This window comes from Massilia sp. UYP34 (assembly GCF_056279385.1).
Window position 1 is genome coordinate 103,501 of the sequence record NZ_JBWBRF010000007.1, and the last position, 14,751, is coordinate 118,251.

Here is a 14,751-nt window from a genome sequence, read left to right on the forward strand (position 1 = left end):
CGATGTGGTAGTGGTAAAGGTGGATGCTCAGGCCGAAGCCCGGGCGGGGTAATGGTCGGGTGCGGTGGGCGCGGCCGGCGCTGCTGCGTCTTCCAGGCCGGGACGCACGATGCGCGTCGTCTGCGGCTCGGCGCCGTCGGCGCCGGACTGCTGCAGCATCTTCGAGCGGCGCACCAGGAAGTCGACCAGGTGGTTGCGGATCTTGTAGAACTGGGGATCGCGGTGGATCGTGGCGCGGCTGCGCTCGGCCGGCAGCGTGTTGACGACGATCTCGGCGATCCGCGCCTGGGGCCCGTTGCTCATCAAGAAAATGCGGTCGGCCAGCAGGATCGCCTCGTCGACGTCGTGGGTGATCATGAACACCGTCTGGTGCGTGGCCGCGCAGATGCCCAGCAGCTCGTCCTGGATCGTGCCGCGGGTGAGCGCGTCGAGCGCGCCGAACGGTTCGTCCAGCAGCAGCATCTTGGGCTCGACAGCGAAGGCGCGCGCGATGCCAACCCGCTGCTTCATGCCGCCGGAGAGCTCGGACGGCTTCTTGCGCGCCGCTCCGCTCAGGCCAACCATCTCGATGAAGCGCGCGCCGTGCTCTCGCACCTTGTCGCGCGACCAGTCAGGGTGGCGCGAACGCACGGCGAAGCCGATATTGTCTTCCACGCTCAGCCACGGCAGCAGGGCGTGGTTCTGGAACACCACGCCGCGATCGAGCCCCGGGCCGGTCACCTCGCGGCCGTCCATGATCACGGTGCCGGCGCTGGCCGCTTCGAGTCCGGCCAGCACGTTCAGGATGGTGCTCTTGCCGCAGCCCGAGTGGCCGATGATGCAGATGAACTCTCCGCGCTCGATCGCGAAACTCACCCCCTCGAATACCGGCGGCTGGCCGGCGCGGTAGGTCTTGGCCAGGCCATCGACCTGGACGAAACGATCATTCGGCATAGGTCACTTTCTTTTGCAGCGCGGCGAACATCAGGTCCAGCGCCATGCCCACGATGCCGATCATGAGCACGGCGAAGAGCACGTTCGCCAGCGACAGGTTGTTCCATTCGTTCCACAGGAAGTAGCCGATGCCGTTCCCGCCGATCAGCATTTCGGCGGCGACGATCACCAGCCAGGCGATGCCCATCGAGATGCGCATGCCGGTGATGATGGTCGGCGCCGCCGCCGGCAGGATCACCAGGAAGGCCTTGCGCAGCGGCGACACTTCGAGCGTGCGCGCGACGTTGAGCCAGTCCTTGCGCACGCCGGCCACGCCGAAGGCGGTGTTGATCAGCATGGGCCAGATCGAGCAGATGAAGATCACGAAGATGCCCGAGATCGACGAATCCTTGATCGTGTAGAGGGCGATCGGCATCCAGGCCAGCGGCGAGATCGGCTTCAAGACCTGGATGAACGGATCGATCGCGCGGTACAGCAGCGGCGACATGCCGATCACGAAGCCCAGCGGGATCGCCACCAGCATCGCCAGCAGATAGCCCAGGGCGACGCGCACCAGCGAATGCCCGAGCTGGATGCCGACGCCGCGGTCGTTCGGGCCGCGATCGTAGAACGGTTCGCCCAGGTGGCCGGCCGCTATCCGCGCGAACTGCGACGGCGTGGGAAAGCCGCTGCCCGCGGCGGGCGCCGGATCCGCGGCGGCGGTTGGCGCCTGTCCCATCAGGGCCGCGTACTCGGCTTCCTCGGCGCTCATCGCCACGGCCGGCGCCGCGGCGCGCGGCGCGGTGGCGATGTGCCAGACGCCGAGCAAGACCAGCAGCAGCGCCAGCGACAGCAGCGCCGCCTTGAACTTGAGTTGCTTGTGCATTGTTTCGTCCCGTCTCAGGCGCGCTTGATCGCGAAGCTGTCCAGATAGGCCTGCGGCTTGGCCGGATCGTAGGTCTTGCCCATGATCGTGAACGGGCGGTAGCCGCTCGCGGCGGCGGCCGGCGCCGGCATGCCCAGGGCCGCCATCTGCTTGCGCGCATCGGTGAGCAGGAACACCTGTTCGGCCAGCGCCTTGTAGTTGACGTCACCCTTCAGGTAGCCCCAGCGCCGCATTTGCGTCAGCATCCAGGTCGCCATCGAATACCAGGGCAGGGCGTCGAAGTCGGCGCGGTCCGGCTCGTTGCGCACCTTGCCCAGGCCATCGGCGAAGCGGCCGGAAAGCGCCTGCAGCACCACGGTCTCAGGCTGGTTCAGGTAGGCCGGTTTGCTGATGGCCTTGGCGATCTCGGCCCGGTTCTCGGCCTTGTGCGCCATCGCGGTGGCGTTCAGGATGGCGCGGTACAGCGCGGCGAAGGTGTTCGGGTTCTGGTCGATGAAGGCTTTCGAGGCGCCGAAGGCGCAGCAAGGGTGGCCATTCCAGATGTCCTTGGTGAGGATGTGGATGAAGCCGATCTGGTCGAACACGGCGCGCTGGTTGAACGGATCGGGGCCGAGGAAGCCGTCGATGTTCCCGGCGCGCAGGTTGGCGACCATCTCGGGCGGCGGCGTCACGCGCAGCTGGACGTCGCGGTCCGGGTCCAGTCCATGCTCGGCCAGGTAGTAGCGCAGCAGGAAGTTGTGGACCGAGTACTCGAACGGAATCGCGAACTTGAAGCCCTTCCAGTTGCGCGGGTCGCGGTTGTTCTTGTGCTTGAGGCCGAGCGTGATCGCCTGGCCGTTGATGTTCTGGATGGTGGCGACGCGCATCGGCTGCGGCGTGCCGCCCTGGCCGATCGACATCGCGAGCGGCATCGGCGCCAGGAAGTGCGAGGCGTCGAGCTCGCGGTTGATCATCTGGTCGCGCACCAGCGCCCAGCCGGCGGTCTTGCTGAGGGTGACGTTCAGACCCTGCGCCTTGTACATGCCCATCGGGTCGGCCATGATCAAGGGAGTGGCGCAGTTGATCGGGATGAAGCCGATCTTCAGGTTCTTCTTTTCGAGCGCGCCTGATTTTTCCATCGCATTGGCCTGCAGGCTGGCCAGCGGCAGCAGCGAACCGATCGCCGCCATCAGCGTCGGCGCGCCCACCGCCTTGATCAGGTTGCGGCGCGTCGCTTCATGCGGAAACAGCGCGCGCACCGCGGCCGCTTCGACGAAGTCGCCCGACAAGGCTTCGGCGTCGCCTGCGCGGCGCAGCCGGGCGGCTTGCGCCTCGCGATCGTGCTCGTCCTGGGAACCATGCCTGCCGCAGGCGCAGCCGGTCAAGGAAGACTCGGTCGAATAAGGACGGTACAGATTCTCATCTTTCATTGGCGAAGACCCCTGGTAGTGGTGATGACGCAAAAAACGAATTGGCGAGGCGGGCATGCCCATGCTTGAGCAATGTCATCAGCAAGACCTGTGCCATCTGGCGTCGTGCAGGGGTAAGCCGTTCATTTCAAAGGCGAATTCCGTCATTTTCGGCGGCCGGCTGCGGCGCGGCTGGAGCGTGCGATTGCCGCGAGCCGGCACCGGCGCCGCGCATCTGCCCAACCATGGTGCATGAGCGCTTTACATCCTTCCTGCGCAGACGCTACAATCGCCGCATGGGTGTTAGCGTTAACATAGAGAACATGACGAGACAAGCGCGAGACGACGACAAGGGAACGGCCTGGGTGGTCATGGGCGTGAGCGGCTGCGGCAAGAGCAGCATCGGCGCGCAGCTGGCGCTGGCGCTGGGCGTGCCCTTCATCGAAGGCGACGCCTTTCATTCGCCGGCCAATATCGCCAAGATGACCGCCGGGGCCGCGCTGACCGACGACGATCGCCACGACTGGCTCCTGACCTTGCGCGACCAGCTCGCCGCACGCGAGGGCGGGGTGGTGCTGTCGTGTTCCTCGCTCAAGCGCGCTTATCGCGACCTGCTGCGCAGCGCCGGCGGCGACGTGCGTTTCGCGCACCTGGCCGGCGAGCGCGCCCTGCTGCTCGAGCGCGTCAGCAACCGCCCCGGGCACTACATGCCGCCGTCGCTGCTCGACAGCCAGCTGAGCACGCTCGAACCCCTGCAGCCGGACGAAGCCGGCATCACCCTCGACATTCGCGACACCCCGGAACGGTTGGTCGCGCAGATCCTCGCCAGCGTCGGCCGTTGATGCGGCGCCCTCCGCCCTGCCGCATGCATATGCTGGCGGGATAATCGCACGCGAACCGTTCACATCTGTTTGACGCCTTCCGGGAATCGGACTATATTTTTCGTTCCGGTTGTGGAAAGGTTTCCAAATCCCGTATTCCGCACGAATCCGCACATTCGAGACCAACGGCAAAGTTGGCGGGGCGCGGCGCGCCATCCCGGCACGGCCGCATATTCTTGTACTGAGAACAAGAGGAGTCGACGTGAACAACCAGAACCAGAATCATCGTTCGAGATGGAAACCTTTCCACGCGCTGGCCGCAGGCATCCTGCTGGCGTGCGGGGCGCAGGCGGCGGCCAGCGTCACCAACCCGGTCATCGGCCAGCTGCTGTGGTCGGAGGAGTTCAACGGCAGCAGCGTGAACACCGGCGTGTGGAACTTGCAGGACGGTAACGGCTGCCAGATCGGCCTGTGCGGCTACGGCAACGCCGAGCTCGAGTACTACAGCCCCAACAACGCCAGCATCGTCAACGTGCCGTTCGAATCGGGCACGCGTGCGCTGGCGATCCAGGCGCGCAGCCAGACGGTCGGCAACAATGTCTTCACCTCGGCCCGGCTCGACACCAAGAACAAGGTGCAGGTGCAGTACGGGATGATCGAGGTGCGCATGGCCACGCCGAACCTCGGCACCGGCTTGTGGCCGGCCGCGTGGCTGCTGGGCGTGAGCCCGCAGACCTGGCCGCGCAACGGCGAGATCGACATCATGGAGATGGGCCACAAGGCATCCGAGCGGGCGCACGGCGGGGCGCCGTCGTCGAACCACTTCGTCGGCTCGAACGTGATCACCTGGCAGCAGGCCGCCTGCGTGCCCGGCAACGAGAGCTGCGCCGCCTCGACCGCATGGCAGACCAAGAACTGGTACGTGCCCCAGAACTCGCTCGCGAACCGCTTCGTCACCTACCGCTTCTATTGGGACGAGAGCCAGATGCGCTTCACGACGGTCGACAACGGCGTCGAGCACAATATGTACAACGCGCCGCTGCCGGTCAATTCGAGTGCGCTGCAGGCGCCGTTCTACCTGCTGCTGAACATGGCCGTGGGCGGCAACTTCACCGACGCCGCCAACCCGGGCCAGGTCACCGCGCCGCTGCCGGCCACCATGTACGTCGACTACGTGCGCGTCTACCAGATGGACGGCAAGGGCCAGGTGAAGCTGGGCGACCAGACCGTGCCCGAAGTGGCCGGCAAGTTCGGCGTGTTCACCGACACCACGGCGGTCAACAACAGGCTGGTGGCGGGGACGAGCTCCGACATCTTCCTGTGGAACGCCGCCTCCACCGGCGCCGGCAACACCGCGCCGTTCGAGGGCAGCAACGTCATCGCCTGGAACTATACGGCGCCGGGCCAGTGGTTCGGCGGCGGCATCCAGGCGCGCCAGGCGCGCAACCTGAGCAACTACCGCGCCAACGGCACCGTGAAATTCCGCATCCGGATTCCGGCCAACGTGGGCTTCAGGATCGGCATCGGCGACACCTACACCAACCAGAACTGGGTCAACTTCCCGGCCAATACCACCGCCTACGGATTGACGCGCAACGGCCAGTGGGCGCAGGCCTCGATTCCCGTCTCGACCCTGCTCGGACCGCTGGTCGCGGCGCAGTCGATCCACGACATCTTCATGATCTCGAGCATCGACGGCGCGCTGCCATCGTCGAGCTTCCAGTTCGCGATCGACGACATCGTGTGGGAGTCGGGCAGCGGCGGCGCCACGCCGCAACCGGAGCCGAGCGGCCCGACCTCGGTCAGCCAGATCTCGTCGACGATGCTGCAGTTCCGCACCACCACCGGCGGCTGGGCCGACGTGCACTACACCGTCAACAACGGGGCGCAACAGAACGTGCGGATGCAGCTCGCGAACGGCGTCAACACGTATACCGCAGGTGGCCTGAAGATCGGCGACGTGGTGCGTTACTGGTTCACCTACTGGGACGCGCAGCGTAACTTCGCGGTGGATACGCAGCAGCAGGCGCATACGATGCAATAACGCGTAGGGTCGGCGGCTATGCCGCCGACGCGGTGATCGTTATCGGTCCCGGTTTCGTACCGGATGATCTCGCCGCCAACCATCACCGCGTCGGGTAATCTGGTCCAGTGGACCAGATTACGAGCCGCCAACCCTACGGTACGATCACGTCCAGACGATACGTGCGGCCCGCTTCGATACTGTCGATGCGGGCCGCGGGCATAGCGGCGCCATCGCACGTCACCTCGACCCGGTCAACCGCGCCACGCTTGATGTCGACCTCGAAGGTCGCGTCGCGGAAGCGCCGGCTCACCGTCATGCCGTCCCAGCCGGACGGCAGTTGCGGCGCCACCGTCAAGCCCTTCAGGTCTCCCTTCAGGCCGCACAGGCCCTCGATCAGGCAGCGGTAGACCCAGGCCACGGTGCCGGTGTTGAACAGCTGGCTCGAGCGCCCGGCGGTGCGCGGATATTCCTTGTAGGCGCCGCGGTAGTAATTGGGGATGAACACCGGCAGCTGGCCGCGCTGCAGGTAGTCGTCCAGGCCGGGGCCGGGGATCATCTTGCGCAGCGCGTCGAAGGCGCGGTCGGCTTCACCGATCGTGTACAGGCTGTAGACGTAGAACACCGAGGCGTGGTTGTACACGGCGCCGTTCTCGGCCGAGCCGGGATGCTTCTGCGTGACGCGGCCGACGTCCTCGCGCATGCCGCTGTAGGGCGGCGCGAACATCTGCACGCCGTAGGGCGTGCGCAACTCTTCGTCGATCGCCTCCAGCATCAGTGCGCGCTGCTCGACGCTGGCGGCGCCCGAAAGAAAGGCCCAGCTCTGCGGGTTCAGGTAGATGCGGCCCTCGGTATCGCTGGCGACGCCGAACTTGACGTCGTCGTCGGTGATGCCGCGCGCGAACCAGGCGCCGTCCCACAGATGTTCCCCGGCGGCGCCGTTCATCGCTTCGGCGCCGGCGCGGTAGCGCGTCAGCGAAGCGGCGTCGCCGCGCGCCGCGCACACGTCGGCCCACAGGTTCAGCGCGTAAGCCGCCGCCACCGTCAGCCAGCCCGAGACGCCGCGGCCCTTGTAGCCGACCATGTTCATCGGATCGCACCAGTCGCCCTGCTCGATGTAAGACAGGCCGCGCGCATCGCGCCGCTGCAACAGCCAGTCCATCGCCAGCGAGATGCGCTCGAACGCGGTTTTCACTTCGCCGTCGTGGGTGGCGACCGGCTCATCGAGAATGGCGTCGTCGCCCGTCTCGTCGAGGTAGGCGCGCAGGCAGACCGGCAGCCACACGCAGTGGTCGGTGTGCGGGATCTGGTTGATGTACTTCAGTTCCGCGCCGTCGAACAGCAGGATCCCGTCCGGCATCGCGCCATTGGCCTCCTGCTGGGAGAGCGCATGCAGGAAGGCGGCGCGCGCCGCCGCCGGCTTGACGAAGGCCATGCCCATATTGTCCTGCAGGTAGTTGCGGGTCTGCGGGTCGGTGGAGAGGCGGTTGACGTCGCCGTGGTAGTAGACCTGGCGCGCGAGCCAGGTGTTGACGAAGTTGTCGAGCTCGCGGTCCGGGGTCGCGATCCGGAGCACGCCTTCTCCTTCGGCGATGTAGGCTGCGTAGTCGCGCGCGGCGGCGGCGAAGCCCTGTTCGCTCAGGTATTGTTCGCGCAGGCACACGATCTCGGCATCGTCGAACGCAGGGCCGAACAGGAAGCGCCGCGTCGTGGCTTCGCTTGGTGCCAGCGCCAGCCGGTACTGGACCACGGCGGCCGGCGTCTCGTAGCGCGCGTCGCCGCAGCCCAGGCGTTCGCCCGCCAGCGCCGACGGCGCATGCAGGCCGCCTTCGCCCTCGAAGGCGATCTGGCCCGTCTCCCAGGCGTCCGGCGGCTGCTCGCACAGCAGCACCGTGCGGTCCTTGAACAGGCGGTTCTTGAAATAGTCTTCCAGCTTCTGGTAGGGCGTGACGCTGGAAGCCACAATGCCTCCCAGGTCGTGGCGGTACTCGCTTGATTGGTTCATCCACGACATGTAGCCGATCGTGAAATAGGGGTAGACGCTGATGCGGCGCGGGCGGTCCGACAGGTTCGTCACCGCCATCGACCACAGCTCGGCGACGTCGTCCACCGGCAGGCCGAGCACGAGTTCGATGCGGATGCCGAACTTCTCGACGGTCCAGCGCAGGTCGTGGCGGCCGACCGAGAATTCGAACCGGTCGGTGCTGGCGCGCACCGGCTCGTAGGGCGCCGAGAACAGCTCGCCCGTGTCTTCGTCCTTCACATAGAAGAAGCGCCCCGGATGGTGGGCGTAATAATGCTGCTCGGGCTGCATGAAGGACTTGGCCTGCATGTTCGGCGCGTGCGAATACTTGCTCGGCTCCGGTTGCATGAACTGCGCGGTGGCATAGCCGCGGCAGGTCGACTGGATCATCATCCGGCGGTTCCACAGGAAGCCGCCGGCCTGCGGCATCGCGGTGGGGCTGGTCAGCACATAACGGTCGTCTTGCGGGTGCAGCATGGATCGGATCTCCTGGGTGTTCATGGCGCCGCCTTGCGCGCCGCCAGATCGAGCTGGATGCGCGCCAGCAGCCTGGCGTCGAGATGATAGAAGCACATGACCAGCACCGCCAGCAGGGCGAACGCGGCCGGCACGAACGACATCAGCCACACGATGCCGGCCTGCGAGCCGGTCGTCTGCGCGGCGTTGGGCACGTAGCCGAGGGCGGTGAACACGGCGCCGATCACGCTCACCGCGACCGCGGTGCCGAGCTTTTGCGAGAAGGTGGCGGCGGCGAAGGTCATGGCGGTGGCGCGGCGGCCGGTGGTCCATTCGTTGTAGTCGGCAGTGTCGGCGTACATCGAGAACGCCAGCGGCGACTTGGGGCCGAGCACGAAGCCGGTGGCCGCCTGCAGCGCGAACATCAGGTCGATGCGGTCGCTGGGGATCAGGAAGAAGGCGGCGGAGAATACCGCGGTCGCGCTCATCAGGACGATCATGAGCAGCTTCTTGTCGACGAAGCGGGTCATGAGCGGCGTGCAGGCGGCGCCGATGGCGGCGAAGATCATATAGGTCGGCACGAAGCTGGCCATCAGCTCGGGACGTTCGACCACGTACTTGAAGTAATAGGCCGAGGTGGTGGTGCGCAGGGTGATGGTCACCATGATCACCAGGGCCAGCACGAACAGCACGACCCAGGGACGGTTGGCGGCCAGGTCGCGGATGTCGCGCAGCACGTCGCTCTTCTGGCCGGGCGGCGGCGCGATCCGCTCGCGCGTGCCCGCGAAGGTGATCAGGAACATCAGTGCGGCGGCGACGCTCCAGGCCACCATGGTCAGCTGCCAGCCGCGTTCATCGTCGCCGCCGCCGAGCCACGCCACCATGGACGGCGTGGCGGCCGTCACCAGGGTGGAACCGGCGAAGGCGAAGATGAAGCGCAGGCCGTTGATGGTCGAGCGCTCCTGCGGGTCGGCCGACATCACGCCGGACAGCGCGTTGTAGGGGATGTTGACGCAGGTGTAGAACACCATCATCGCCAGGTAGCTGGCGTAGGCCCACAGCAGCTTGCCGTCGGCGTCGAGGTCGGGCGTGGTGTAGGTCAGCACGGCGGCGGCGCCGAGCGGGATCGACATCCAGACCAGGTAGGGGCGGAACTTGCCGAAGCGCGTGCTGGTGCGGTCCGCGGCGGCGCCGATCAGCGGGTCGGTGAAGGCGTTGATCAGCTTGATCGAGGCGAGCAGCGTGGCGGCCTGCGCCGCCGAGATGCCGAAGGTGTCGGTATAGAAGATCAGCAGGAAGGTCGCGATATTGGCCCAATAAAAATTGAAGCCCATATCGGCTACGCCATAGCTGAGCTTTTCGCGCCAGCCGAGGGGGGCGTTCGCTGCTGCAGGTGTCTCGGGCCCGCGCTTGAACATGGTCGTCTCCAGATTTTTGTGTGTTATGTGAGCGCTAACATCTCCGGCAAGTATGCCGTCGAGTGAACGGCATGTCAAACAGAATCACGACGTCGCGAGTAGCGCGATGCAAAGGTTGATGGAAAGGGTGCGCACCAAATGAAAAAGCCGCCGTGCCAGACAAGGGACGGCGGCTTGTTGACTAGCGGTGCGGGACGATCAGAACTCTTCCCATTCCGTCTCGCTGACCTTGGCTGTGGCCGCAGGCTTGGCGGCTGCTGGCTTGGCCAGGGGGGCGGGCTTGGCCGCCGCTTTCGGCGCCGGCTTGGCCAGCGCCGGACGCGCCGGCGGACGCTTCACCGGCGTCACCGGCGCCGCCGGGGTCACATGGCGCGCATCGAGCTTGAACACATCGACCACCTGCGCCAGGCGCTGCGCCTGTTCCTGCAGGGCCGCGGTGGCGGCGGTGGCTTCCTCGACCAGCGCCGCGTTCTGCTGGGTCGCATTGTCCATCTGCACCATGGCCTGGTTGACCTGGTCGATGCCGGTGATCTGTTCTTGGCTGGCCGACGAAATCTCGCCCATGATGTCGGTCACGCGCCGGATCGAGTCGACCACTTCGCGCATCGTCGCGCCGGTGTGGTCGACCAGCTTGGTGCCGGTGTCGACCTTCTCGACCGAGTCGCCGATCAGCTGCTTGATTTCCTTGGCGGCGGCGGCCGAGCGTTGCGCCAGCGTGCGCACTTCCGACGCGACCACTGCGAAGCCGCGGCCCTGTTCGCCGGCGCGCGCCGCTTCGACGGCCGCATTCAGCGCCAGGATATTGGTCTGGAAGGCGATGCCGTCGATGACCGAAATGATGTCGACGATCTTGCGCGACGAATCGTTGATCGAACCCATGGTGGCGACTACCTGGTCGACCGCCTGGCCGGCCTGGGTGGCGACGCTCGAGGCGGTGATCGCCAGCTGGTTGGCCTGGCGCGCGTTGTCCGCGTTCTGGCGCACGGTGCCGGTCAGTTCTTCCATCGAGGCGGCGGTTTCTTCCAGCGCCGCGGCTTGCTGCTCGGTGCGGCTGGACAGGTCGAAGCTGCCGGCCGCGATTTCGCTCGAGGCGCCACTGATGGTCTGGGTGCCGCTGCGCACTTCGTCCACGATCTTCGACAGACTGGTATTCATATGGCCCAGGGCGCGCAGCAGGGCGCCGGTTTCGTCATGGGCCTTGCTGTCGATGTCCACCGTCAGGTCGCCGGCCGCCACCTGCTCGGCAGCGTGCACGGCCTGGCGCAGCGGACGGGTGATCGAGCGGGTCAGCAGCCAGGCGAACACGCCGCCCAGCAGCAGGGCGCCGGCGGCCAGCGAACCGATCACGACGTTGCCGCGGGCCGCAGTGCTGGCGATCAGCTCGGCGCTGGTGGCGATGCGCTTGTGCTGCAGGTCGACCAGTTCCTTCACGCGTTCCTGATAGGCCTTGGCGGTCGGGTTGAATTGCTGGGTCAGGATCTGATCCGCCAGTTCGACGTTGCCCTCGGCCTTGGCCTTGACCGCGCCGTCGCGCGCCTTGCTGTAGGCGGCGCGGTGTTCCATCACCGACTTGAACAGGGCGGTTTCGTCGTCGCCGCTGATCAAGGGTTCGATCTGCTTGACCAAATCAGCCGACAGCTTGCCGGTGGCGGCCGCGTCTTCCTTGAAGAATTCGGTCAGCGATGGGTCGCTGCTCTTGACGATGGCGGCGGTGCGGCGCACGGCGGCAAAGATCTGGGTATACCACTCGGAGATCATGCGCTCCTTCGCCAGCGGTTCTGCCAGAATCGACGACGTCTCCTGGGCGACCTGGTTCAGGCGCCAGACGCCGACGGTGGCGATGATGACGGTCATCAGGAGTGTCAGGGCGAAGCCCGCGGCCAGGCGCGTACCGATGTTGAGTTTGATGAAATTGCCCATGTATTGTGTAGTTGAAGTAGGGGAGGTGCGCTGGAGCGGGGGCATCGTTGCGGCATGTATGCTGATGACACCAGAACTGTCTTTACGAATATTGTCGGGAAAATATTGTCTCGTCCGACCGGTAAAGATTATTGCCCAACCGAAACAAAAAAGCACTCAGATTAGTGGTTTTGTGAACGTCCGACGACAGTGTCTCCCGAGATATTGCTGTATTGATATGAAGAAGTATTTGCAGGATTAAGGTATAATTTCCATTTCCCGCGTGTGCCGTTCGGCACCATCAGCACAATGACCAAATTTGTATTCGTCACTGGCGGCGTCGTGTCTTCCCTGGGCAAAGGGATCGCGGCCGCCTCCCTTGCCGCGATCCTCGAGAGCCGCGGTCTCAAAGTCACCCTGCTCAAGCTCGATCCCTACATCAACGTCGATCCGGGCACCATGAGCCCGACCCAGCACGGCGAAGTGTTCGTCACCGACGATGGCGCCGAGACCGACCTCGACCTCGGCCACTACGAGCGCTTCATCAGCACGCGCATGAAGAAGGTGAACAACTTCACCACCGGCCAGATCTATGAATCGGTGATCCGCAAGGAGCGTCGCGGCGAATACCTCGGCAAGACCGTGCAGGTCATCCCGCACATCACCAACGAGATCCAGGACTACATCCGCCGCGGCGCCGAAGGCGTCGACGTCGCGCTGGTCGAGATCGGCGGCACCGTGGGCGACATCGAATCGCTGCCGTTCCTGGAAGCCGCGCGCCAGCTGTCGCTGCGCTCGGGCCGCAAGGGCGCCGCTTTCGTGCACCTGACCCTGGTGCCCTACATCGCATCGGCCGGCGAACTCAAGACCAAGCCGACCCAGCACAGCGTGCAGAAGCTGCGCGAGATCGGCATCTCGCCGAACGCGCTGCTGTGCCGCGCCGACCGCCGCATCCCGGACGACGAGCGCGCCAAGATCTCGCTGTTCGCCAACGTCGAAGAACAGGCCGTGATCTCGGTATGGGACGTGGACACCATCTACAAGGTGCCGCAGGTGCTGTGCGACCAGGGCCTGGACGACATCATCCTCGAAGCCCTGGGCCTGGAAGCGCCAAAGGCCGACCTGTCGATGTGGACCCGCCTGATTCACACGCTGGAAAATCCGAAGCACGAGGTCACCATCGGCATGGTCGGCAAGTACGTCGACCTGATCGAATCGTACAAGTCGCTGACCGAGGCGCTGCGCCACGCCGGCATTCACACCGAGAGCCGGGTCAATATCGAATACCTCGATTCGGAAGAAATCGAAAGCAGGGGGTGTGAGCACCTGGCCAAGTACGACGCCATCCTGGTGCCGGGCGGCTTCGGCAAGCGCGGAGTGGAAGGCAAGATCATGGCCGCGCGCTACGCCCGCGAAAACAAGATCCCTTACCTCGGCATCTGCCTCGGCATGCAGGTCGCGCTGATCGAGTACGCCCGCAATATGGCCGGCCTGCCGAACGCGAACTCGACCGAGTTCGATCCGGAAACCGACCAGCCGGTCGTGGCCCTGATCACCGAGTGGCAGAACCACGACGGCAAGGTCGAGAAGCGCGACGTGAGTTCGGACCTGGGCGGCACCATGCGCCTGGGCGCCCAGACCTGCGCCGTCAATCCGGGCACGCTGGCGGCCGAGATCTACGGCAACGTCGTGACCGAGCGTCACCGCCACCGCTACGAAGGCAACAATTTCTACCTGCCGAAAATCGAAGCGGCCGGCCTGACGGTGTCGGCACGTACCCCGAACGAAGATCTGTGCGAGATCATGGAGCTGCCGCGCACGGGTGAAAACGCGCACCCATGGTACATGGGCGTGCAGTTCCACCCCGAGTTCAAGTCGACGCCGCGCCACGGCCATCCGCTGTTCACCTCGTTCATCCGGGCGGCGCTGGCGCACCAGGCTTCCAACACCAATACCGCGGCCGGCGCAGTCAATGCGGCCCCGGCCTTGCAAGGAGACGCAGCATGAAACTCGCCGGATTCGACGTCGGCCTCGAGCACCCGATCTTCCTGATCGCCGGCACCTGCGTGATCGAATCGCGCCAGATGGCGATGGACACCGCCGGCGCCCTGAAAGAGATCACCTCGGCGCTGGGCATCCCGTTCATCTATAAATCGTCGTTCGACAAGGCCAACCGCTCGTCGGGCAAGTCGTTCCGCGGCCCCGGCCGCGACAAGGGCCTGGAGATCCTGGCCGACGTGCGCCGCGAAATCGGCGTGCCGGTCCTGACCGACGTGCACGACGAAGAGATGATTCCCGAAGTGGCGAGCGTCGTCGACGTGCTGCAGACCCCGGCCTTCCTGTGCCGCCAGACCGACTTCATCAACGCCTGCGCGCGCTCGGGTAAGCCGGTCAACATCAAGAAGGGCCAGTTCCTGGCGCCTGGCGACATGAAGAACGTGATCGACAAGGCGCGCGCCGCCGCGCGCGAGGCGGGCCTGCCGGAAGACAATTTCATGGCCTGCGAACGCGGCGCCTCGTTCGGCTACAACAACCTGGTGTCGGACATGCGCGGCCTTGCCATCATGCGTGAATCGAACTGCCCGGTGGTGTTCGACGCGACCCATTCGGTGCAGCTGCCGGGCGGCCAGGGCGCTTCGTCCGGCGGCCAGCGCGAGCACGTCCCGGTCCTGTCGCGCGCCGCGGTGGCGGCGGGCATCGCCGGCCTGTTCATGGAGACGCACCCCGATCCGGCCAACGCGCTGTCGGACGGCCCGAACGCCGTGCCGCTGGGCCACATGAAGGAACTCCTGACCACGCTCGTCGAGATCGACCGCATCGTCAAGAAGACCGGTTTCATGGAAACCAGGTTCAAGTAAACGCAACTTCGGCGCGCATCCGCAGGTCCGGCAGACTGCGGATCCGTGCCGGTCACCCATTTCTACC

Annotated in this window: 10 protein-coding genes; 4 read left to right on the forward strand and 6 right to left on the reverse strand. The window is 65.7% G+C overall.

All coding sequences use genetic code 11. The features are described 5' to 3' along the window. Positions 1–27: 27 nt before the first annotated feature. From ACZ9AQ_RS13500 to ACZ9AQ_RS13510, 3 genes are read right to left on the reverse strand one after another with little or no spacing between them, the layout of a single operon-like run. Entirely contained in the window at positions 28–933 is a 906-nt protein-coding gene (locus ACZ9AQ_RS13500) for an ABC transporter ATP-binding protein (protein WP_429203789.1), read from the reverse strand. After that, positions 923–1,798: a nitrate ABC transporter permease gene (gene ntrB / locus ACZ9AQ_RS13505; protein WP_429203790.1), complete on the reverse strand. Its 876-nt coding sequence runs from the start codon at positions 1,796–1,798 to the stop codon at positions 923–925. The genes ACZ9AQ_RS13500 and ntrB overlap by 11 nt, the downstream gene beginning before the upstream one ends. Before the next feature lie 14 nt (positions 1,799–1,812). After that, positions 1,813–3,207, reverse strand: a complete 1,395-nt coding sequence (locus ACZ9AQ_RS13510; protein WP_429203791.1) for a CmpA/NrtA family ABC transporter substrate-binding protein — start codon at positions 3,205–3,207, stop codon at positions 1,813–1,815. Between the two features lie 302 nt (positions 3,208–3,509). On the opposite strand from ACZ9AQ_RS13510, the gene ACZ9AQ_RS13515 reads away from it, so the two are divergent. Both ACZ9AQ_RS13515 and ACZ9AQ_RS13520 read left to right on the forward strand, forming a co-directional pair. Further along, a complete protein-coding gene (locus ACZ9AQ_RS13515) occupies positions 3,510–4,028 on the forward strand; it encodes a gluconokinase (RefSeq protein WP_429203792.1) in 519 nt (172 codons plus the stop codon). A gap of 241 nt (positions 4,029–4,269) precedes the next feature. Further along, positions 4,270–6,051: a glycoside hydrolase family 16 protein gene (locus ACZ9AQ_RS13520; RefSeq protein WP_429203793.1), complete on the forward strand. Its 1,782-nt coding sequence runs from the start codon at positions 4,270–4,272 to the stop codon at positions 6,049–6,051. A 133-nt stretch (positions 6,052–6,184) separates the two neighbouring features. Here the strand turns inward: ACZ9AQ_RS13520 and ACZ9AQ_RS13525 are convergent, their stop codons facing one another. From ACZ9AQ_RS13525 to ACZ9AQ_RS13535, 3 genes are all read right to left on the reverse strand, one after another. After that, positions 6,185–8,530 (reverse strand): GH36-type glycosyl hydrolase domain-containing protein, encoded by a 2,346-nt coding sequence (locus tag ACZ9AQ_RS13525; protein WP_429203794.1) that lies wholly within the window; start codon positions 8,528–8,530, stop codon positions 6,185–6,187. 20 nt (positions 8,531–8,550) lie between these two features. Then, entirely contained in the window at positions 8,551–9,927 is a 1,377-nt protein-coding gene (locus tag ACZ9AQ_RS13530) for an MFS transporter (RefSeq protein WP_429203795.1), read from the reverse strand. Positions 9,928–10,125: 198 nt separating this feature from the next. Continuing rightward, complete coding sequence (locus tag ACZ9AQ_RS13535; RefSeq protein WP_429203796.1) at positions 10,126–11,847, reverse strand: methyl-accepting chemotaxis protein; 1,722 nt, start codon at positions 11,845–11,847, stop codon at positions 10,126–10,128. A gap of 288 nt (positions 11,848–12,135) precedes the next feature. Here ACZ9AQ_RS13535 and ACZ9AQ_RS13540 point away from each other — a divergent pair, with 288 nt between their 5' ends. Beyond that, complete coding sequence (locus ACZ9AQ_RS13540) at positions 12,136–13,833, forward strand: CTP synthase (RefSeq protein WP_429203797.1); 1,698 nt, start codon at positions 12,136–12,138, stop codon at positions 13,831–13,833. After that, on the forward strand, positions 13,830–14,684 hold the full coding sequence (gene kdsA, locus ACZ9AQ_RS13545; protein ID WP_429203798.1) for a 3-deoxy-8-phosphooctulonate synthase: 855 nt from the start codon (positions 13,830–13,832) through the stop codon (positions 14,682–14,684). Before ACZ9AQ_RS13540 ends, kdsA begins: the two co-directional genes overlap by 4 nt. The last annotated feature ends 67 nt before the right edge of the window (positions 14,685–14,751 follow it).

Excerpts from the sequence above, each read along its gene's own strand:
- ACZ9AQ_RS13500 (WP_429203789.1), bottom strand. The coding sequence starts at position 933 with ATGCCGAATGATCGTTTCGTCCAGGTCGATGGCCTGGCCAAGACCTAC.
- ntrB (WP_429203790.1), bottom strand. The coding sequence starts at position 1,798 with ATGCACAAGCAACTCAAGTTCAAGGCGGCGCTGCTGTCGCTGGCGCTG.
- ACZ9AQ_RS13510 (WP_429203791.1), bottom strand. The coding sequence starts at position 3,207 with ATGAAAGATGAGAATCTGTACCGTCCTTATTCGACCGAGTCTTCCTTG.
- ACZ9AQ_RS13515 (WP_429203792.1), top strand. The coding sequence starts at position 3,510 with ATGACGAGACAAGCGCGAGACGACGACAAGGGAACGGCCTGGGTGGTC.
- ACZ9AQ_RS13525 (WP_429203794.1), bottom strand. The coding sequence starts at position 8,530 with ATGCTGCACCCGCAAGACGACCGTTATGTGCTGACCAGCCCCACCGCG.
- ACZ9AQ_RS13530 (WP_429203795.1), bottom strand. The coding sequence starts at position 9,927 with ATGTTCAAGCGCGGGCCCGAGACACCTGCAGCAGCGAACGCCCCCCTC.
- ACZ9AQ_RS13535 (WP_429203796.1), bottom strand. The coding sequence starts at position 11,847 with ATGGGCAATTTCATCAAACTCAACATCGGTACGCGCCTGGCCGCGGGC.
- ACZ9AQ_RS13540 (WP_429203797.1), top strand. The coding sequence starts at position 12,136 with ATGACCAAATTTGTATTCGTCACTGGCGGCGTCGTGTCTTCCCTGGGC.
- kdsA (WP_429203798.1), top strand. The coding sequence starts at position 13,830 with ATGAAACTCGCCGGATTCGACGTCGGCCTCGAGCACCCGATCTTCCTG.